The sequence below is a fragment of the Collinsella tanakaei genome, assembly GCF_030373545.1.
GTDB lineage: Bacteria > Actinomycetota > Coriobacteriia > Coriobacteriales > Coriobacteriaceae > Collinsella > Collinsella tanakaei_C.
Genome location: NZ_JAUDCO010000007.1, coordinates 1 through 20,351, shown reverse-complemented (window position 1 = coordinate 20,351; position 20,351 = coordinate 1). Strand labels below are relative to the sequence as shown.

At 65.7% G+C, this 20,351-nt stretch carries 18 protein-coding genes and 1 pseudogene; 10 read left to right on the top strand and 9 right to left on the bottom strand.

Features of this window, described 5'->3' with window-relative positions; genetic code table 11:
- Nucleotides 1-4: 4 nt before the first annotated feature.
- Entirely contained in the window at nucleotides 5-1,120 is a 1,116-nt protein-coding gene (locus QUW00_RS07130; RefSeq protein WP_289613693.1) for an ABC transporter ATP-binding protein, read from the bottom strand.
- Nucleotides 1,121-1,531: 411 nt separating this feature from the next.
- Here QUW00_RS07130 and QUW00_RS07125 point away from each other — a divergent pair, with 411 nt between their 5' ends.
- Both QUW00_RS07125 and QUW00_RS07120 read left to right on the top strand, forming a co-directional pair.
- Nucleotides 1,532-2,386: an AraC family transcriptional regulator gene (locus tag QUW00_RS07125; RefSeq protein ID WP_289613692.1), complete on the top strand. Its 855-nt coding sequence runs from the start codon at nucleotides 1,532-1,534 to the stop codon at nucleotides 2,384-2,386.
- Nucleotides 2,387-2,640: 254 nt separating this feature from the next.
- Entirely contained in the window at nucleotides 2,641-3,567 is a 927-nt protein-coding gene (locus QUW00_RS07120; protein ID WP_289613691.1) for a DHH family phosphoesterase, read from the top strand.
- Nucleotides 3,568-3,895: 328 nt separating this feature from the next.
- On the opposite strand, the gene QUW00_RS07115 is transcribed toward QUW00_RS07120, so the two are convergent.
- The 5 genes from QUW00_RS07115 to thiS form a co-directional block, all read right to left on the bottom strand.
- On the bottom strand, nucleotides 3,896-4,615 hold the full coding sequence (locus QUW00_RS07115) for a thiamine phosphate synthase (RefSeq protein WP_289613690.1): 720 nt from the start codon (nucleotides 4,613-4,615) through the stop codon (nucleotides 3,896-3,898).
- A 57-nt stretch (nucleotides 4,616-4,672) separates the two neighbouring features.
- On the bottom strand, nucleotides 4,673-6,004 hold the full coding sequence (thiH, locus tag QUW00_RS07110; protein WP_289613689.1) for a 2-iminoacetate synthase ThiH: 1,332 nt from the start codon (nucleotides 6,002-6,004) through the stop codon (nucleotides 4,673-4,675).
- 2 nt (nucleotides 6,005-6,006) lie between these two features.
- Nucleotides 6,007-6,816, bottom strand: a complete 810-nt coding sequence (locus QUW00_RS07105) for a thiazole synthase (protein WP_204618583.1) — start codon at nucleotides 6,814-6,816, stop codon at nucleotides 6,007-6,009.
- A 107-nt stretch (nucleotides 6,817-6,923) separates the two neighbouring features.
- Nucleotides 6,924-7,571 carry a sulfur carrier protein ThiS adenylyltransferase ThiF gene (gene thiF / locus QUW00_RS07100; RefSeq protein ID WP_289613688.1) on the bottom strand — a complete coding sequence of 216 codons (648 nt, stop codon included), beginning with the start codon at nucleotides 7,569-7,571 and terminating at the stop codon, nucleotides 6,924-6,926.
- Nucleotides 7,571-7,768, bottom strand: coding sequence for a sulfur carrier protein ThiS (gene thiS, locus QUW00_RS07095; RefSeq protein WP_066828748.1), 198 nt, complete (start codon nucleotides 7,766-7,768; stop codon nucleotides 7,571-7,573). Before thiS ends, thiF begins: the two co-directional genes overlap by 1 nt.
- A 540-nt stretch (nucleotides 7,769-8,308) precedes the next feature.
- Between thiS and nhaA the strand changes: the two genes are divergently transcribed.
- Nucleotides 8,309-9,745, top strand: coding sequence for a Na+/H+ antiporter NhaA (gene nhaA, locus QUW00_RS07090; protein ID WP_436232160.1), 1,437 nt, complete (start codon nucleotides 8,309-8,311; stop codon nucleotides 9,743-9,745).
- Between the two features lie 326 nt (nucleotides 9,746-10,071).
- On the opposite strand, the gene QUW00_RS07085 is transcribed toward nhaA, so the two are convergent.
- Together QUW00_RS07085 and QUW00_RS07080 are read right to left on the bottom strand one after the other, a co-directional pair.
- Complete coding sequence (locus QUW00_RS07085; protein WP_289613687.1) at nucleotides 10,072-10,491, bottom strand: hypothetical protein; 420 nt, start codon at nucleotides 10,489-10,491, stop codon at nucleotides 10,072-10,074.
- Between the two features lie 44 nt (nucleotides 10,492-10,535).
- Complete coding sequence (locus tag QUW00_RS07080; RefSeq protein ID WP_289613686.1) at nucleotides 10,536-10,790, bottom strand: hypothetical protein; 255 nt, start codon at nucleotides 10,788-10,790, stop codon at nucleotides 10,536-10,538.
- A gap of 256 nt (nucleotides 10,791-11,046) precedes the next feature.
- On the opposite strand from QUW00_RS07080, the gene QUW00_RS07075 reads away from it, so the two are divergent.
- The 7 genes from QUW00_RS07075 to QUW00_RS07045 all read left to right on the top strand — a co-directional run bounded on the left by QUW00_RS07075 (nucleotide 11,047) and on the right by QUW00_RS07045 (nucleotide 18,138).
- Nucleotides 11,047-12,330, top strand: a complete 1,284-nt coding sequence (locus QUW00_RS07075) for an aminotransferase class I/II-fold pyridoxal phosphate-dependent enzyme (RefSeq protein ID WP_289613685.1) — start codon at nucleotides 11,047-11,049, stop codon at nucleotides 12,328-12,330.
- Nucleotides 12,331-12,401: 71 nt separating this feature from the next.
- Nucleotides 12,402-12,716 (top strand): STAS domain-containing protein, encoded by a 315-nt coding sequence (locus QUW00_RS07070; RefSeq protein WP_289613684.1) that lies wholly within the window; start codon nucleotides 12,402-12,404, stop codon nucleotides 12,714-12,716.
- Between the two features lie 158 nt (nucleotides 12,717-12,874).
- Nucleotides 12,875-13,486, top strand: coding sequence for a twin-arginine translocase TatA/TatE family subunit (locus QUW00_RS07065; RefSeq protein ID WP_289613683.1), 612 nt, complete (start codon nucleotides 12,875-12,877; stop codon nucleotides 13,484-13,486).
- A complete protein-coding gene (gene tatC, locus QUW00_RS07060) occupies nucleotides 13,486-14,277 on the top strand; it encodes a twin-arginine translocase subunit TatC (protein ID WP_289613682.1) in 792 nt (263 codons plus the stop codon). The genes QUW00_RS07065 and tatC overlap by 1 nt, the downstream gene beginning before the upstream one ends.
- Before the next feature lie 5 nt (nucleotides 14,278-14,282).
- Nucleotides 14,283-14,636: a hydrogenase maturation nickel metallochaperone HypA gene (locus tag QUW00_RS07055; RefSeq protein WP_289613681.1), complete on the top strand. Its 354-nt coding sequence runs from the start codon at nucleotides 14,283-14,285 to the stop codon at nucleotides 14,634-14,636.
- Between the two features lie 79 nt (nucleotides 14,637-14,715).
- The gene (gene hypB, locus QUW00_RS07050; RefSeq protein WP_289613680.1) at nucleotides 14,716-15,390 is read left to right on the top strand and encodes a hydrogenase nickel incorporation protein HypB; all 675 of its coding nucleotides are present in this window, start codon (nucleotides 14,716-14,718) and stop codon (nucleotides 15,388-15,390) included.
- Nucleotides 15,391-15,573: 183 nt separating this feature from the next.
- A complete protein-coding gene (locus QUW00_RS07045) occupies nucleotides 15,574-18,138 on the top strand; it encodes a DNA topoisomerase I (protein ID WP_289613679.1) in 2,565 nt (854 codons plus the stop codon).
- Nucleotides 18,139-18,437: 299 nt separating this feature from the next.
- On the opposite strand, the pseudogene QUW00_RS07040 reads toward QUW00_RS07045, so the two are convergent.
- Nucleotides 18,438-20,351: pseudogene (locus tag QUW00_RS07040) on the bottom strand (hypothetical protein); the annotation flags it as partial.

The window sequence follows — 20,351 nt, the reverse complement described above, 5'->3', positions numbered from 1 at the left end:
GCGACTAGTGAACGATGGCGAGTTCGGACTGCTTGTCGAAGGCATGGATCTTGTCCAGATCGAACGCGACCTTGATGCGGGAGCCGACGCGAGCGGGGTTGGTGGACGAGACGTGGCTCGAGATGGCGCCGCCGTCGACGTCGGCATAGATCATGGCCTCGGAGCCCAGCAGCTCGTAGACGGTGACCGTCGCGTCGATGGTCTCGGACAGGTTGCGGTCGGCGGGATGCTCATTCGAGTCGACGACGTCCTCCGGGCGGATGCCGAGCACGATGACCTTGCCCACATATCCCTGGTCCTTGAGCGCCTTGCCCTTGGCGTCGGGCAGGGTGATGGTGTTGGCGCCGAAGGTGAGGGTGACCTTGCCGGCGGCCTCTCCCACGGTGGCGTCGATGAAGTTCATCTGCGGGCTGCCGATGAAGCCGGCGACGAACAGGTTGCAGGGCTCGGAGTAGAGCTTAGTCGGGGTGTCGACCTGCTGCATGACGCCGTCCTTCATGACGACGATGCGCGTGCCGAGCGTCATGGCCTCGGTCTGGTCGTGCGTGACGTAGATGATGGTGGCGCCCAGGCGGTCATGGAGCTTGGAGATCTCGGCGCGCATCTGGACGCGGAGCTTGGCGTCGAGGTTGGACAGCGGCTCGTCCATGAGGTAGACCTTCGGGGCGCGGCAGATGGCGCGGCCCATGGCGACGCGCTGGCGCTGGCCGCCGGAAAGCGCGGAGGGCTTGCGGTCGAGCAGCTTCTCGAGGTCGAGGATGCGCGCGGCCTCGCGGACGGCGCGGTCGATCTCGTCGGGGCTGGCCTTGCGCAGCTTCATCGGGAAGGCCATGTTGTCGTAGACGGTCATGTGCGGGTAGAGCGCGTAGTTCTGGAACACCATCGCGATGTCGCGGTCCTTGGGCTCGACGTCGTTGACCACACGGCCGTCGATCTTGAGGGTGCCTGAGGTGATGTCCTCCAGGCCCGCGATCATGCGCAGGGTCGTGGACTTGCCGCAACCCGAGGGGCCGACGAAGATGATGAACTCCTTGTCGGCGATCTCGAGGTTGAAGTCCTTAACGCCCTCATAACCGTTCGGGTATTTCTTTCCCACGTGTTCAAGAGAGAGTTCTGCCATTGCTTGAAACCCCTTCCTGTATGCCCGCCTGCTGCCGTTTTTCACATGCGGGCCGTTCGTACTGCGGGTTTAATAGTAAGTTGCCAATATGCGTACAAAAGAATCTATGAGGATATGTAAGCTGACATGATGCGCGATTAAGCAGGTAAAGTGCATCGTCAATGGGTCGATATTACATGCTATCTTCGGTCAGCGGTGCGGAATGATCCGGTAACGGTTTTCTTTATCCTGTACGAATAGTAGTAAATACCTGCGCATATAGCTATCTACCTGCTATTTTGACGAAAAGTCTCAAATATGTATATAGATATACCAATAAGGGTGTAAAAAAACGCATAAACTAATATCAGGTTGCACATACGCGCACATCGAAGCGGCACATTGCGATAATTCGGGTTTCGGAGGTTGTCCATGCCGGCACACGAGATCGTCTCCTCGACGTTTTCCAGGGGAAAGTACATCGACCTCATGCCCTATCAGTACGGGCGCGAGGTGTGCACGCCGGGGCATGCGTTCGGCCCGTTTCGCAGGAGCCACTACCTGTTCCACTACATCATCGCCGGCTCCGGCACGCTCGTCGCCACGGACGAGACGGGCAAGCAGACGACGTATCGTTTGGGACAGGGGGAGGGCTTCATGATCTTCCCCGGCCAGACGAATACTTACTATGCGGATATGGACGATCCCTGGGAGTACATCTGGGTGGAGTTCGACGGGATCCGCGTCAAGGAGTCGCTGTCGCTTGTGGGGCTTGCCGAGTCCTCGCCGGTGTATCGCACCGATAAAGTCGAGCTGCGCGACGCCATGGAGCAGGAGATGCGGTTTTTGGTGGACCATCAGGACGCCTCGGCGTTTCAGCTCATAGGGCACACCTACCTGTTTTTGGACTACTTGCTGCGCTCGGTGCTCACGCAGCGCTCCATGACGACGAACAAGCTGCAGGACCTCTATATCCGCGAGGCCATGACCTATATCGAGCAGAACTACCAAAACGGGATCACCGTGGAGGACGTCGCACGCCAGACCGGACTCAACCGCAGCTACTTCGGCAAGATCTTCAAGAGCGCCACCGACAAGTCGCCGCAGCAGTACCTCATCGACTACCGCATGACCAAGGCGGCGCAGCTGCTCAAGCTGACCGCCCTGTCCGTGGGCGAGGTCGGTCGGGCGGTGGGCTATCCCAACCAGCTGCATTTTTCGCGCGCCTTCAAGGGTTCCTTCGGACTGTGTCCGCGCGAATGGCGCCGGGTGAACACCTTCAACTGACGCGGGGCGCCCGTTCCCATGGCTGTTCCGTGGCCGAGAAATTGTGCCCACGGGTTTGTCTCAGATAGAGGACGCTTCGTGAGACAAACCCGGAGGCACAATGTTGCGACACGTTTGAACCTGGCACCATCTTGTCGCCCGGCACCAACTCGCAAGGTTGAACCCGGCACCGACTTGTCGCTTCGATTCCATCGGCGGTGTGCCGTGCTAGGATAGGTATGTTTGCAAACCACTTCGCACCTTGGAGGATTTCCATGAGCAACGTGCTTGTCTTCGGACACCAGAATCCCGACAACGACGCCATCATGAGCGCCGTGGTCCTCACCCAGCTGCTGAATCAGGTCAGCTACAACGGCGATACCTACGAGGCCTGCTGCCTGGGCCCGCTGCCGGCCGAGTCCGCCAAGCTGCTGGCTGACGCCGGCGTTGCCGAGCCCCGCCTGCTCGAGTCCGTCGAGGAGGGCCAGCAGGTTGTCCTCACCGACCACAACGAGGCCGGCCAGTCCGTCGCCGGGCTCGAGGGCGCGCAGATCGTCGGCGTGGTCGATCACCATCGCTTCGGCGGCTTCACCACCGCTGCGCCGCTGCACATCGTCGCCCTGCCCTGGGGCTCCTCCTGCTGCATCGTCGCCAAGCTGTTCGACGTGCTCGGCCAGCAGCCTACCGATATCCAGGCGAAGCTTCTGCTTTCGGCCATGATGACCGACACCCTCATGCTCAAGAGCCCCACCACGACCGATGTCGACCGCGCTGTCGCCGCCCGCCTCGGCGAGCAGCTCGGCGTCGACCCGGTCAAGTTCGGCATGGAGGTCTTCCTCACCCGTCCGTCCGGCTCCTTCACGGCCGAGCAGATGGTCGGCAACGACATCAAGCAGTTCGAGGTCGGCGCCGACAAGCTGCTCATCGGCCAGTACGAGACCGTCGACAAGACCCGTGCGCTCGGCATGATCCCCGAGATCCGCGAGGCCATGCGCGCCTACCAGGTCTCCAAGGGCGCCGACGGCATCGTGCTGTGCCTGACCGACATCATGGAGGAGGGCTCCCAGGTGCTCTTCGAGGGCAAGACCGATGTCGCCCAGAAGGGTCTCGGCATCGACGACGTGCCCGAGGGCGTGTGGATGCCCGGCGTGCTCTCCCGCAAGAAGCAGGTGGCCGCGCCGATCCTCGCCGCCGCCGAGTAGCCTGATCGCAAGCTGTCTCTTCAATGCCCGACGCCGCGTGATGCGGTGCCGGGCATTGTCTTCCGGCTGCGCGCAACGGTGCCGGAAGACAAGCTGGGCGCCCCTGCGACCGCCGGCGGCGAATCCAGCCTTATTCCCGGGGCCGGCATCAATTCGAGATCCCCGATGAAGCGCCCGCGCCTGCCGTCCTCTTTCCAAGGGTCGCTTCGCCCTCTTTGAACGGCAATCGGCGGGTCATACCCTGTTTACATTGAGAATAACGATGCGTGCCGATCGCGTATGCCGCGGCGATAGCTCCGCATGCAGGCGGCCTCCTGCATAAGCCTCGTCAGAGGCGCATGTAGCCCGACATGCGGCAGGCTCCTGCGGCCTTGGTCTGGCGGATCTGTTGCTCGGTGGTGTCGGTGACGCCGCCCAGTCCGAGCACCGGAACATGGGCCCGGGCGATAACCGCGTTGAGGAAATCCAGGCCGCGCCCGGGCAGCGGCTTGCACGACGGGGCGAAGACAGGGCTGGCAATGAGGTAGTCTGCGCCCAGGGCCTCCGCGCCGACGACCTCGTCCAGCTCGTGAACGTTGGTGCCCACCAGCTCAAAGCCCGCCGGGCGGCCCGTGCGCGCCAGCACGGGCAGCGGCAGGTGCAGGCTCCGAGCGCCCGCGCGCCGGGCGGGCTCGACAAAGGAGTGGGCGATGAAGGCGACGTGCGCGCGCTCGCAGGCTGCGCGCACGTCGCGCGCCAAGCGCTCGTAGGCGTCTGGCGCCAGGTCCTTCTCGCGCAGGACCAGTGCGTCGACCTTGCCGGCCAGCCGCTCCACCTGATCGGGAAGCGGGCGTGTGCAGTTGAGCCGATCCGTTATCGCCACGCGAGCGAATTGTCCGGATGAGAAGAGCACGGCAAGGCTCGGTGCGCCAGCGGGTGCCGTTCCAGCGCCGGCGGCAGCCGGGGCGGACGTCTGCATGGCGGCAGGACTGGCCGCCCCGGTCGTCCCCGCGGCACCGACGGCCCTCACCTCCATTGATCGACCGGATACGATATGCTCGTCAACCATGGCGCTCCTCTCTGAGTTTTCGTTGATCGGCGCATCGCCTGCGGGCGGGCGCGGCGGCTACACCAGCACGTGGTCGTTCATCACCGGCTCCAGACCCATCCGTCGCATGGCGGCGCACATGGTGGGGAGGTCGCGGGTGTCCGCTATCTCAAACTGATCGTCGCCCTCGTCGGCCTGGTGGGTGTGCTCGCCCACGCCCGTCGACACGCCTGCCGATACCTTGGTGGCCGTGATGACGGCCGCGTGGTCACGGAACCGCGCGCTTTCGCGCGAGGACACCGTGAGTCCCGCAAACGGCATGAAGATGCGGTACGCGCAGATGACCTGCATGAGCTGGCGCTCGCTCACGTGCGGCGCATGCGGAACGACACCGCCCTTGGCCGGGCGCATGCGCGGGCACGAGAAGCTGATCTCGGCCGCGGGGTAGGCGCGCTGGATCTCCCATGCGTGCAGGCCGCAGGCCAGGGCATCGCGGCGGAAGTCGGCTAGGCCCAGCAGCGGCGCAAACGCCACGCCGCGCATGCCGCCGCGCAGCGCGCGCTCCTGCGCCTCGAAGCGGTACGGCATGATGCGCTTGCGGCCGCGCAGATGGAGCTTGCCGTAGCGCACGGGATCGTAGGTCTCTTGGAACACGGTGACGTAGTCGACGCCGGCGGCGCGCAGGCGCGCGTAGTCCGCCACGTTGGCGGGGTAGACCTCCACGCCCACCGTGCGGAAGCGCTCCGCCGCGAGCTCGCAGGCGCGTGCGATATAGTCCACGCTGCTGCGCTGCGGGTCCTCGCCGGTGAGCAGCAGGATCTCCTCCTGGCCCGTGGCCGCGACGGCGTCGAGCTCCGCTATGATCTCGGCCTCGTTCAGCTGCGCGCGGCGGATGTCGCTTGCGCAGTTGAAACCGCAGTACACGCAGCGGTTCTCGCAGTAGTTGGCGATGTAGAGGGGCGTGAAGAACTGCACGTTGGTGCCAAACCACCGCGCGCGCTCGCGCTGGGCGCGTACGGCCATCTGCTCCAGATACGGTTCTGCTGCGGGGGCGAGAAGCACGCCGAAGTCCTCCGGCCCCACCGTGTTCTCGGCCAGCACGCGGCGTACGTCGGCGTCGGTCACGGCGCTCGGATCGTACGTCTCGGCGGCATCGAGCACCCGGTCGAACATGCCGCCGCCCAGCACGTCCATGTCCGGCAGGAACGTGAGCGGATCGAGGGCGCGATCCGTGTGAATGGCCGCGTCGAGCGCCTCCTGGGACAGCAGTGCGAGGCGGTACGCGCGCGTGCCCACCGCTTCGCGCGGAAGGTCGGCCGTGGTGAGGTCGCCGGCGGCCAGGGCCGCGGCGGCGTTTTCGGGAACGGTGCCCGATGCGTCCTTCTCGCCCTGCTCGGTCTTGTCCGCCATGGCTACCGCCCCTCTTCCTCAAGAAAACCGGTCAGCGGGGACGACGCCTCGCCTGTGTCCAGCACGCGGCCCAGGCCGGCCCGGTACGCTGCGCGACCGGCCTCCACCGCTTGGCCGAAGGCGCGAGCCATAAGGCGGATGTCTCCGGCGGTGGCCACTGCCGTGTTGGCCATGACCGCCGTGGCGCCCATCTCCATGGCTTCGCACGCCTGCGACGGCCGGCCGATCCCGGCGTCCACGATCACCGGCAGATCGATCTCCTCGATGAGGATGCGGATGAAATCCCGTGTGACTAGGCCCTTGTTGGACCCGATGGGCGCGCCTAGCGGCATGACCGCGGCGGCGCCGGCGGAGACCAGATCGCGCGCCACGTTGAGGTCGGGGTACATGTAGGGCAGCACGGTGAAGCCCTCGTCGGCGAGGAGCTCGGTGGCGCGGACGGTCTCGGCGTTATCCGGCAGCAGGTATTTGGTGTCGCGGATGACCTCCACCTTGACGAGGTCGCCGCAACCCAGCTCGCGCGCCAGGCGGGCGATGCGCACGGCTTCCTTGGCGGTGCGGGCGCCCGACGTGTTGGGCAGCAGGGTCACGCCGTCCGGGATGGCGTCCAGGATGTTGCCTTCCTGGCCGGTGTTGGCGCGCCGCACGGCCAAGGTCACGATCTCGGCGCCGGCGTCCTCGACGGCCGCGCGGACCAGGTCCAGCCTGAACTTGCCCGAACCCAGGATGAAGCGCGAGCTGAACTCCTTGCCGCCCAGCAGCCAGGTATCCGCCTCCGGGGCCTGGCAGGCGGTTTGCGTATGATCTGACATTGATGATGCTCCTCTCTTTTCTGGGACCCTTGCCGCGCCTGTTCCATCGCTGGGACGGGGCGCAGAGGGTCGTTGCGTTACGTGCGATAGGGACGAGGGAACGCGCCCTAGCCCTCCGGTGCTTCCTCTTCCATGATGAGGCGCAGGGCGAGAAGCGCCTGCTGGGCGGCGCACAGCGCCACGCGCGGCGCGTAGAGCACCTGGCCCGCGCCCACGTCCGACCTTCCATCGCCGCAGAGGTAAAGCCGTCGGCCCATCCGGCGTGTGACGATTTCCGCCGCCGGCCCCAGGCCCGCCATGCCGTTGCCGGCGATGACCACCGGGCCGTCAGGCTGGGCGAGAAGCTCCTCGACCAGGAGCGCCTTGGCCTCCGGGGCGTCGAACGCCTCGCATACAAGGGGGCAGCCGGCAAAGAGCGCGCGTGCGTTGGCCGCCGTCACGCGTTCGCACCGGGCGTCCACGACGATCTTCGGGTCGATGGCGCGCAGTTGATCGGCTAGCGCCTCGACCTTGGGCATGCCCACGTGCTGCCGGAAGTAATGCTGGCGGTTGAGGTTGCTCGCATCGACCGCGTCGAAGTCCACGATGCGCAGGGCGCCGATGCCGCTGCGCGCCAGCATGACCGCGATGTTCGACCCCAGCCCGCCGGCGCCGGCGATGCCTACGCAGGCCGCGCGCAGGCGCTCGCGCGCCGCCGTTCCGATGCGCGCCGCAAGGGGGTCTGCCGCTCCGGCGCGCACGCTGCCCTCGTCCATCAGCCGCCTCCCACAAACCGTACGATCTCCAGCGCATCGTCGGCGCGCAGCGTGCGTTCGGCAAACTGCGCGCGCGGCACGATGTCGCCGTTGAGCTCGCACGCCACGCGCGTGCCCTCAAAGTCCATCCGGTCGAGCAGCTGCGCCAGCGTAAGGCCGTCGACCGACGGATCCTCCTTGCCGTTCACCCGTGCCATGGGACCTCCTCTCGTTACGGAATCGTCGCCAGCCAAGAGCACGCACCCGCGGCCACCGCGCCTCCGCTGCAAGAGCGGGGCGTCGAGCCAACAAAAAAGCGCGCACGAAGGGACACCGCACCCGAGGTGGTGCGCCCCTTCGTACGCGCTGCGTACTCTGACGTGAAGGATACCCCGCCGAAGCCGGCCCGTCAATGTGCTGTGGTCGCGCCGTCAACAAAGCGGAGGGGGGCGTGGCGATGGGCCCGCGAGCGCCGGGCGCTGTTGTGAAACGCCCTGTGCAGAACCTGCGCACGACCCGTGGATGTTCCATGTTATCGCCTATTAAATCGGTGGGTTTTTATCACGGGTAGGGGATGCTGTATTCGGGGCTTCCCCGGAGCCTACAGATCGCTTGCCCGCTTTTGCCGCGCGTTCCCAAAGAACTGCCGCATGAGGGCTTGAGAGTCAATAATAATTTATTACGAACCGCGGGACGTCGGATGCGGCGCCCGCGGTTTTGTGAGAAGGACGCTTGGTGCAGAAAGGATCGGAGCTGACATGACAAAGCGTAAGCGCATGCACAACCAGCGGACGGCCAAGGCGGTCGAGCGCAAGGCGCTTGCCCTGGATGCTCCGAGCATACCGGTGCCGCTCATGAGCGATGAGCAGCGCCTGCGCATCGAGCGCCGCAGCGTGCTCGACCGAATCGCCTCCAACGGCACCATCTCCGCCTGCGTGATGATCCTCGCCGCCGTCGCCGCGGTGATCTGCGCGAACACCGATGCGTACTATGCGCTGCACGAGTGGTTCGCCCTGCCGGTGTCGATCGGCATCGCCGGGTGGGAGTTCTCGTTCAGCTTCGAGCTGTTCGTCAACGACTTCCTCATGGCGATCTTCTTTTTGCTCGTCGGCACCGAGCTCAAATACGAGATGACCGTCGGGCAGCTGCGGAAGCCGCGTCAGGCGATGCTGCCCATGCTCGCCGCGGTGGGCGGCGTCATCGTGCCGGCGTCGATCTACGCGTTCGTGAACCGCGGGGGAGCGGTCTACGGCTGGGCGATTCCGATGGCGACCGACATCGCCTTTGCCCTGGGCGTGATGTCGCTTTTGGGCAACCGCGTGCCCGCCGCCCTCAAGGTGTTCTTCTCGACGCTCGCTATCGCCGACGACCTGCTCGCCATCGTGGCGATCGCCCTGTTCTACGGGCATGCGCCGAGCATGTTCTGGCTCGGTGCCGCCGCGGTCGTGACGGGTCTGCTTGTTCTGCTCAATGTACGTCGGCACTTCCGTCTGGCGCCCTATATGCTGCTCGGCCTGGTGCTGTGGTTCTGCCTGTACCAGTCGGGCGTGCATGCCACGCTCGCCGGCGTGATCTTGGCGTTCACCATCCCGGCGCGCTCGGACATCGACGCGGGCGGTCTGGTGGAGTGGCTGCAGGCCAAGCTCCCCGAGCTCGATGACCGCTTCGACGACGATATGCATATTCTGGGCCAGCACCGCTTCACGCACGCGGTCGCGGGCGTCGAGCGCGTCATGCATCGCGTGACGCCGCCGCTGCAGCGCTTGGAGCACGCCATCTCCACGCCCGTGAACTTCGTGATCCTGCCCATCTTCGCCTTCGTCAACGCGCAGGTGCGACTGGTGGGTGTGGAGCCGGCGACGCTGCTGTTCGATCCCGTCGCCCTCGGCGTGTACTTCGGCATGCTGCTCGGCAAGCCCATCGGTATCGCGGGCATGACCTTCATCATGGTGAAGGCCCATCTTGCCGAGCTGCCCGCAGGCGTCCGCTGGCCGCATATCGTCGGCATGGGCATTCTGGGCGGCATCGGTTTCACGATGTCCATCTTGATTGCCGGCCTCGCGTTCACCGAGATCCCCGCCGAGCTGCTGGCCGCAAAGACGGCCATCCTGGCCGGATCGGTTTCGGCGGCGGTGATCGGCCTGGCGTTCATGGCGCTGGCATGCCGAGACAAGGGGACTGCGGCGCAGAGGTGATAGCGGCTTGGCGGACACGCCGGCGCTGCTCGGCAATCTGTTTCCTGCAGGGGGATGGTATCCGCCCGGTGGGGTTTTCTCACCGGACGGATACTGTATAACAATATCTGGTACATATAAAACATATGTACCAACAACGGGGTTCACGAAGTGAGTGCTTCGTTTTGGAATGTCCGAGTAAAGGCGCGCTTCTGCTTGGAAGATGCGCAGGTACAGCGCGCGTGCCCCATCGGGCTATCTGCCAGATTCGAAATGAAACACACACTTCGTGAGCTGGGCTGCCAAGGAGGTGGCTCCACCGCCAGCTCGATAGCACCGCGCGCTGTCTAGCTGGCGGCCAGCAGCTGGCCGCGAACGTCCTCGACCTGCTTGATGGCCCGGTTGACGTGGTAGCGGGCGTCATCGATCTGCCCTTGGACGTACAGGTCGAAAAACGCGTTGTCGAAAAAGACGTCCGCGGCAAATGAAAGCCCGCCACCGGCAAGGTCGAGACCGCCGATGCCGTCGATGTCGCGCAGCTCGCGCGATAGGCGGGCGAGGGCGCCGCGCGCGTCGTCGAGTTCGTCCTGGGCGTCGCTCATCTTGCCGCGTTTTACGAGCGACGAGATGAACCCGCCGGCAAAGATGTCGAACGCGCCCCAGTTGCGCGCCGAATGCAGGAGGTCGCGTGCGCGATACAGGTGCTCGAGCGCCTCGTCGGCCGCCTGGACGGCCTCCTCGATTTCGCGCTGTCGATCTTCGTCCATGATTGCTCCCAAAAGAGTCGTCGTCGGAGATGGGATGAGCTCGCCTACTCGACGGTCCCGTAGGTGCTGCCCCATCCGTGGGCGGCGAGCGCCGAGTTGAGCTGGTCGCACAGGCGCCGCCGATCGTAGGCGCCCGGAGGCAGCAGCCCCACGATCTCCATCAGGTCGGGCGCAAGGTCCAAGATCTCCGCCTGGACTACGAGGTCAAGCCGGTCGACGGTCTCGCGTCCGACGAACATGCCGTCCACCAGGCGCTGCAGGTCGCCGAATTCCTCTGCCTGAAACGATCCGAGTCTCATGACGGCACATCCTCCTTCGCATGCGTTCGCGTTCAGATGACCAGTCTAGCGGATTGCGCGCGGCCGCACCCGTCATTTCGGCGGCGCGGGCGCCTTGGCGCCGTCGTGGCATCCCGGTTCGAAAAACCCAACGCGCGGATACACAGTCGAAACACACGCATGGGTATACTTATGCAGCATGTGGATACGCGAAGCGCCGGCAATCGCCTCTATGCTGCGAAAACGCCGCGCATCGCTTGAAGGGAAGAGGGCCGCTATGCAAACGATCTACCAGCAGATGGAAACAGAGGAGCTCGATGCCGCCATCGCCGACCTCACCGCGCAGGTCGAGGCCGTCAAGGCGAAGCATCTCGCGCTCGATATGGCGCGCGGCAAGCCGTCGCCCGGTCAGGTCGACATCTCGCGCCCCATGCTCGACCTGCTGAACAGCGACGCGGACCTCACCGACGAGGGTGTCGACTGCTCCAACTACGGTTGCTTCGAGGGCATCCCGTCGGCGCGCCGCCTGGCCGGCGAGTTTCTCGGCGTGCCGGCCGAGCAGACCATCGTGCTTGGCTCGTCGAGCCTGAACATCATGCAGTCCGTCCTCATCCACTACTGGGAGAAGGGCGTGCCCGGCTACACCCCGTGGAGCAAGCTCGAGCACGTCAAGTTCCTGTGCCCCGCGCCCGGCTACGACCGTCACTTCGGCATCACGCAGGACTTAGGCATCGAGAACGTCCCGGTGCGCATGACCGAGACCGGTCCGGACATGGACGAGGTCGAGCGCCTGTGCGCGGCCGATGACTCCATCAAGGGCATGTTCTGCGTTCCCAAGTACTCCAACCCCACCGGCGTCACCTATTCCGACGAGACGGTGCGCCGCCTGGCGACCATGAAGGCCGCGCCGGACTTCCGCATCGTGTGGGATAACGCCTACGCCGTGCACGACTTCACCGACACGCCCGATCAGCTCGCCAACGTGTTCGACTACGCGCGCGAGGCCGGCAACGAGGACCGCATCCTGGGTGTCGCCTCCACCTCCAAGATCACGTTCCCGGGCGCGGGCATCGCGTTTTTCGGCTCGAGCCCGGCCAACGTCGCCGAGGTCGCCAGCACCCTCAAGGTGGGACTCATCAGCGCCAACAAGCTCAACCAGCTCATGCATACGCGCTTCTTGCCGACGCTCGACGCGGTGCGCGAGCACATGCGCAAGCATGCCGAGTTCCTGCGTCCTCGCTTCGCGTGCGTCGAGGAGAAGCTCGAGGTGGGGCTTGCCGGAACGGGCTGCGGCACCTGGTCCCACCCGCACGGCGGCTACTTCGTGTCGCTTGACGGACCCGAAGGCTCGGCCAAGCGCGTGGGCGCCCTGTGCGCCGAGATGGGTGTCAAGCTGACGCCGGCCGGTGCCACGTGGCCCGGCGGCAACGACCCGCACGACACCAACATCCGCATCGCCCCGACCTATCCGAGTGTGGACGAGCTCGCGGCGGCGCTTGACGTGCTCGTGTTGGCTGTCAAACTGGTATCTGCCGAGCTTGCCCGCGAGCAGCGCGCCTAGGAGCGCGCCTGCGCGGGTGCGCTCACAGACGCCGCGGATGCGGCACGCGAACGAATAAGGAGAGCCCCGTTATGGAACTCGGTATCACTACAACGCCTACGCCCGAGCGCTACCTCGTGTCGGTGGCGGGCGAGGTCGACATCTCCAACGTCGACGCCCTGCGCGACATCATCGACCTTGCCCTTGAGCAGCCGACCTCCAAGCTCACGCTCGACTTTGCCAACGTGTCCTACATCGACTCGACGGGCATCGGCGTGCTTGTCGGCGCGGCGCACCACGCCGCTGAGCGCCAGAAGGGCTTCGAGGTCATCAACGCACAGCCCAACGTGATGCGCGTGGCGCAGCTTCTTGGGGTCGACGCCGAGATCGGTATCACCGCAGCATAGAATCGGGCGCCGCGCAGGCGCCGCCAGCGATTGCATGCGCATTTCGCGCAGGGCGCGCCCGCGCGCGCTCCTGCGCGGTATACTTCTGCAGTTGTGCATAGACCGTATGCGCCCGGCTGACCGCCGGGCCCGCTTTTTGTGATCTTCGGGAGGTACCCGTGCCAAGTATCGGCGGAACAGAGCTGGTGATCATCCTCGTGTTCGCCTTTCTGCTCTTTGGCCCCGACAAGCTGCCCCAGATGGGCCGCACGATCGGGCGCGCCCTGCGTCAGTTCCGCGAGACGCAGGAGAAGCTGACCAACGTCGTCCAGACCGAGGTCGTCGATCCCATGGCCGCAGCCGCGAACGCGCCCAAGAAGGGCGTCGCGGCCGCTGACGACGAGGATGCGGATATCGCCGTCGACGACGAGGATGCCGATATCGCCGAGGGCGAAGCCGCCCCGGCCGCGCCTCGCCGCAAGGAGACCTTCGCCGAGCGCCGTGCGCGTCTGGCCGCCGAGAAGGCGCAGAAGGAGGCCGCCGAGGCCGCGGACGCCGAGGGCGAGCAGCAGCCGGTTGAGGCTGCGTCCGAGGCAAGCGCCGAGCAGGCAGCTTCCGAGCCCGCCGTGGCGTCCGAGCCCGCCGCCGCCGAAGCTTCCGCCGAGCCTCAGGACGACGAGCCCGTCGAGATCACGACCGAGGATCTCTACGCGCGCCGCCCGCGCAAGCATCGCGCTGCCAAGACCGATGAGGCCTCGGTTGCCGTCGATGCGGAAGGGGGTGAGCAGTAATGCCCATCGGACCCGCGCGCATGCCGCTCATGGACCATATCGGCGAGCTGCGCCGCCGCCTGACCATCATCATCGTGTCGGTGCTCATCGCGACCGTGGTCATGTATTTCGCCACCCCGGTGCTCGTCGACATCCTGAAGGACCCCATCCTGCCGAAGCTTCCCGAGGGCACGGACTTCTACATCTTCACCTCGCTGGGCGGTTTCGCGCTGCGCTTCAACATCGCCATCAAGGTGGCGATCGTCATGTGCACGCCCATGATCGTCTGGCAGATCCTGGCGTTTTTCCTGCCGGCGCTCAAGCCCAACGAGCGCAAGTGGGTCGTGCCCACGGTGCTCGCCGCCGTCGGCCTGTTTTTCCTCGGTGCGCTGTTCAGCTACTTCGTGATCATCCCCGCGGGCTTTGAGTGGCTCATCGGCGAGTCGTTGACGATCGGCCAGATCGCCCCGAACCTCGAGGACTACATCAACATCGAGCTTCTGCTCATGATCGGCTTCGGCGTGGCCTTCGAGCTGCCGCTCATCGTGTTCTACCTCGCCGTGTTCCACATCGTGCCCTACGCGAGCTTCCGTGCCGCCTGGCGCTACATCTACGTGATCATGCTCGTGGTGTCCGCCTCCATCACGCCGGATGCGAGCCCCGTGACGCTCATCTTCATGTATGCGGCGATGCTGTCGCTCTACGAGATCGCGCTTGCCATCACGCGCTTCGTGATCGTGGCGCGCGAGGGCAAGAAGGGCCTGACGGAGAGCCGCCTGTCGTTTTTGTCCGACGACGAGGACGATGACTAGCGACCATGCATGAGCTGGGCCTGGTTTCCGGCATACTCGAGACGGTAGGCAAGACGGCGCGCGAGGCGGGGGCTTCGCGCGTCGTTTCCGTTTCGCTGCGCATCGGCGACATGGCCGAGGTCAATCCCGAGACCATGGAATTCGCCTGGGACGTGCTGCGCGAGGACGACCCGCTGTGCGTCGAGGCGACGATGGAGGTCGCCTACGTGCATCCGAGCAGCGTGTGCCTCGACTGCGGCGAGGAGTTCGAGCACGACCGCTTCCATCTGCGCTGTCCTGCGTGCGGGAGCGCCGACACCGTGCTTATCACGGGGCGCGAGATGGACATCGTGTCGATGGAGATCGAAGATGGCGCCTGAGCGACAAGGTTGCACCTGGCGCGACAAGATGGTGCCAGGTGCAAACTTGTCGGCAACGCGTTGCGGAGTGGAGGACCTTATGGCAGAAAAGACGATCGAGATCGGCAGCTCGATCCTGTCGCGCAACGAGCGCCTGGCCGCCGAGCTGCGCGAGCGCTTCGCGCGCACGGGAACCTACGTGATCAACGTGCTGTCGAGCCCCGGTTCGGGCAAGAGCTCGACCATCCTCGCCACCAACGAGCTGCTGCGTGACCGCTTCGGCCTGCGCTGCGCTGTCATCGAGGGCGACATCGCGAGCGACGTGGACGCCGTCAAGATGAAGCAGGCCGGCATGCCGGCCATCCAGATCAACACGGGCGGCCTGTGCCACCTGGAGGGCAACATGATCTCGCAGGCAATCGACGCCCTCGACGCCGGCGTGGGCCTCGACGCGATCGACGTGATCTTCATCGAGAACGTGGGCAACCTCGTGTGCCCCGTCGATTTCGATCTGGGCGAGAACCTCGCCGTCATGATCCTGTCCGTCCCCGAGGGCGACGACAAGCCTCTCAAATACCCGGGTATCTTCCAGCATGCCGGTGCGCTGCTGCTCAACAAGATCGACGTCGCCCCTGCCTTCGATTTCGATATGGCTGGCTACGCGCGCGTGCTCGACGACCTGAATCCCGCAGCGCCGCGCTTCTCCATCAGCGCGGCACGCGGCACCGGCATGGACGAATGGGTGACGTGGCTCGCCGCGCAGATGGGGAAATAGGGACGGTGCGGCCCGGCCCACGCTGCCGAGAAGATGCGTCAGACGTCATGCTCCACGGGGCGCGCGGCTTCGTTGCACATTGCGAATAATTCGCGCTCGCGGCTCACTTGTGGTACGTTGCGGTACACGACTTTGCCGTCCGTGCACGCCGCGCGGACGCACATATATACGTAAGGAGCCGCCTTGAAGCTCGTCATCACCGAGAAGAACGACGCCGCCCAGCAGATTGCGCGTCTGCTGTGCAGCGTCGGAAAACCGAAGGCCGACAAGGTCTACAACACGCCCGTCTACCGCTTCACCGTGGATGGCGAGGAGTGGGTCACCATCGGTCTGCGCGGCCACATCCTGGCGCCCGATTTTCCCACCGAGCTCAAGTTTGACAAGAAGCTCGGCTGGTATGCCGTGAGCCAGGAGGGCGAGATGCTGCCCGCCGACGTGCCCGACGGCCTGGCTCGCCCGCCCTACGAGTCCAAGCGCAAGCCCTTCCTCAAGGACGGCATCGATATCAAGGGATGGAAGGTGCCGAGCCTGCCCTATCTCGTGTGGGCGCCCATCGAGAAGCTGCCCGCCGAGAAGGAGATCATCCGCGCGCTCAAGAACCTCGCTAAGAAGGCGGACTCCGTCGTGATCGGCACCGACTTCGACCGCGAGGGCGAGCTCATCGGCTCGGACGCCCTGGCCATGGTGCGCGACGTGGCGCCCGACGTGCCCGTGTCGCGTGCTCGCTACTCCGCCTTCACCAAGGCCGAGATCGACCATGCCTTCACCAACCTCGTGGAGCTCGACCAGAACCTGGCCGACGCCGGCGAGTCCCGCCAGTACATCGACCTCATCTGGGGCGCGGCGCTCACGCGCTACCTCACCATGGCCAAGTTCGGCGGCTTCGGCAACGTGCGCTCTGCCGGCCGCGTGCAGACGCCGACCCTGGCGCTCGTGGTGGAGCGCGAGCGCGAGCGTCTGGCCTTCGTCCCCGAGGACTACTGGATCATCTCCGGCGAGGCGCGTCCCGCAGGCGCCGGCGACGAGGAGGCCTTCAAGATCTCCCACGCGCAGGGACGCTTCACCGACCAGGCCGCGGCAGCTACGGCGTTTTCCCACGTAGAGAACGCGACGACCGGCACGGTCACCGAAGTCGTGAAGAAGAGCCGCACCCAGCGCCCGCCCACGCCGTTCAACACCACCTCGCTGCAGGCGGCCGCCGCCGCCGAGGGCATCAGCCCCGCGCGCACCATGCGCATCGCCGAGTCCCTCTACATGGACGGCCTCATCTCCTACCCGCGCGTGGACAACACCGTCTACCCGCGCTCGCTCGACCTGCGCGCCACCGTGAAGGCCATCTCGTCCGTCCCGCAGTACGCGCCCGCCTGCCGCGAGCTGCTGTCCCGCGAGAAGCTCACCGCCACGCGCGGCAAGACCGAGACGACCGACCATCCGCCCATCTATCCCACGGCGGCGGCCGACCCCACAAAGCTCGAGCCCGCGCAGTGGAAGCTCTACAACCTCATCGCCCGCCGCTTCCTGGCGACGCTGTCCGACCCCGCCGTCATCGAGGGCACCAAGATCGAGATCGACGTCGCGGGCGAGCCCTTCGTGGCTTCCGGCGACGTACTCAAGGTGCCGGGCTTTCGCGCCGTGTACCCCTTCGGCCTCAAGAAGGACGAGCAGCTGCCGGCGCTCGAGACCGGCGAAACCGTCGACGTGCGCGACATGCAGCTCGAGGCCAAGCAGACCGAGCCGCCGGCGCGCTATTCCCAGGGCAAGCTCGTTCAGGAGATGGAGAAGCGCGGCCTCGGCACCAAGTCCACGCGCGCGAGCATCATCGAGCGCCTGTACGCGGTGAAGTACTTCAAGGGCACGCCGAGCGGCCCCATCGAGCCGAGCCAGCTGGGCATGGCCATCATCGACGCCCTGCACGAGTTCGCGCCGCGCATCACCACGCCGGATATGACGAGCGAGCTCGAAGAGGACATGACGCACGTGGCCGAGGGCACCGATACCCAAGAGCAGGTGGTCTACCATTCGCGTGCGCTGCTCGCCGGCATGCTCGACGCGCTGATCGAGCACAAGGACGACCTGGGCGAGGCCATCTCGGACGCCGTGACCGCTGACGCCAAGGTCGGCACCTGCCCCAAGTGCGGCAAGGACCTCGTCATGAAGACGAGCGCCAAGACCCGCGGCAGCTTCATCGGCTGCATGGGCTGGCCGGACTGCGACGTGACCTATCCGGTCCCCTCCGGCGTGCGCGTGAGCCCGCTCGAGGGCGAGGCGGCCGTTTGTCCCGAGTGCGGCGCGCCACGCATCAAGTGCCAGCCGTTTCGGCAGAAGGCCTACGAGGTCTGCGTCAACCCCAAATGCCCCACCAACTACGAGCCCGACCTCAAGGTGGGGGAGTGCTCGGTGTGCGCCGAGGCGGGGCGCCACGGCGACCTCATCGCGCACAAGTCCGAGCGCAGCGGCAAGCGCTTTATCCGCTGCACCAACTACGAGGAGTGCGGCGTCTCCTATCCGCTGCCCGGTCGCGGCAAGCTCGAGGCGACCGGTGAGGTCTGCGAGCACTGCGGCGCGCCCATCGTCGTGGTCCAGACGGCTCGCGGTCCTTGGCGCATCTGCGTGAACATGGATTGCCCCAGCAAGGAGAAGAAGACGACCCGCGGCCGCGCGGGCGCGCGCAAGGGGTCTGGCGCCAAGAAGACGGCCGCCAAGACGACGAAGAAGAAGTCGACGACGAAAAAGACGACGTCCAAATGATGACAAGGCCGCCTTTTGGGCGGCCTTGCTCGTTCGTGATGCGCGTTGTGGTCACGAGAGGACGATTCCTGCAAGGCGGACGTCCCTTCGGGGCGCCTGCTGCCGTTTCGGGTGAGACGAATCCTGCGGAAACGATGCGCGGCGGACATCCGGTTTCCGGCAGGCTACGCAATGGCCCCTCGGAGGGGCCCGAATCGGGCGCTTCCGAGGGGCCTGGGAGGTTCAATCTGACAGTAAACGTGCACGCGTGACCACCGGCGCGAAAACGAACGGTTCGCTCCTGCCCGAAGCGTCTCCGATCAGGCGAGCGACGTCCCGAAATCGGTCTCGCTGCCCACCGATACGCCGTCTGCGCCCTGGATGACGATCTCGTGGCTGCCGAATGCGACGGAGCCGAGCTCGCCTTCGATCGTCACGAACGCAATGCCGTCCTCGCAGCGGTAGTAGCGCCAGCTCTCGGCGTTTTGCGTGATGGATGCGATGGCATCCTCAACGTCGGCGTCCGTGGTGAGCAGGTCGCTCGGCGCGCGCGAGAAAAACGCCCGGATGCCGTCGGCGGCGAGGTTTTTCAGCTCGGCATCGTCGATGCCCAGGGCCTCAGGTGCCGAAAGCTCCTCGCCGGTTTCCAGGTCATAGAAGATGCCCTTGATGAACTCCGTGCCGTGCGCGCCGCCTGCGAATCCGTAGGTGTCCGTGCGCACGGACACGATGCCGTCTTCGATCGACACGATGTCGGCGGTATATCCCTGGTCCTGTATGTCGCCGGACTCGATCGTCCAGGCCTCTGCCAAGGTGCGCGCGTCCTCGACCATCGTGCGCAGGGCATCGTTGATCTTGGCGATGCCCGCCGGGGCCTCGCCGCCGCTGACGACGATCTGGGAGTAGCGCCAGATGACATCCGTGGTGAACTCGGCGCCTGCACCCTGCGAGCTGGCGAGTGGTGCTGCCTCCTCATGGATTTCGATCGAATAGGACGGTTCGGCAGGCGTCTCGACGTCCTCTCCCGAGGCGGCCTGCTCAAGGGTGTCGAGCGTTGCCTGCGTGGCGGCGCGCACCGCATCGAAGTCCCCGTCGAGCGAGCCGCCGCCCATGGAAAGCGAGTAGAGCACCTGCTGAACGACGCGCGTGCTGTAGGGCTCGGCGGCGGCTGTCGCGTCATCGGGCGCCGACGGCTTTCCGTCGATGTAGGTCTGCACGCCCCCTTCCGATATGAGGTAATCGAGCGTGAGCGCAGGGGCGAAGGTAGAGCCGTCGTACTCGTAGTACGTGGTGGTCTCGCTGTTCATGTTCGACGCCCCCTCGATGGTCGAGGCGTTGAAGACGTCGGTGCGCATGGCCGGAACCTCGCCGTCCTTGCTGTATACGGTAAACCAGGTGGTGCCGCCGTTGGCGGTCTCCAGGCTGCCGGCCTCGTTGTAGACGAGCTCGATCTGGCCGTCGCGGTATGCCCAGATTTCGACGATAAACCCATCCATCTGCTGGTCGAGATAGCCGTTGACGGTGTTGGGCACGAAGTCGTCGAGCGTGTTGTAGACAAGCGCGAGCTCCTCGGTGCCATCGCCGTCGAAATCGATGAGCTGTGCGACGCAAAGGCCGGTCATCATATACGACCCATCCTTTGCGCTGATCCAGTTCGGCTCGCCATAGGCATCGAGATACTCTTGGCACTTGTCCCAGTACAGCTCGTAGGCGCTCGGGGGTTGTTCATCGGAATCCCCATCGGAATCCTCATCGGCGGGCGGCGCGACGACGATCTCGTCGGCGGCCTCGGGGTTGTCCTCGCCGTAGTCGACGGGCAGCTCACGCGGAATGTCGCCGCCGTCATCGCTCTCGTCGACGATGACGAGCGTATAGCTGCTGTCGGGCACGTCGCCGAAGTCGGCCATGCTGAAGCCGCCGTCGCCGTCGACGCGGATCTTGTAGGGCGTGGTGGCGGCAGACGAGAGATCGGCCTCGTCGCCGGTGGCATCGGGCTTGACGAGGGAGACGGTATAGGTGGTGAGCGGCGTGCCGCCGACGCCCTGCGGCCGGATGCGCGTGGTCAGCGAGACGGGCACGGGGTCGTCCTGGCCGTATGCCACGGTGGTGGGCTGGCCGAGGAAGAACGATGCGGCGATCACCGCGGCGACGATGATGGCGATGATGCCCACGACGATGCCGACGATCAGGCCGCGACGGCTTTTAGGCTGCGGCGCGGCGTCGTCGGCGCCGGG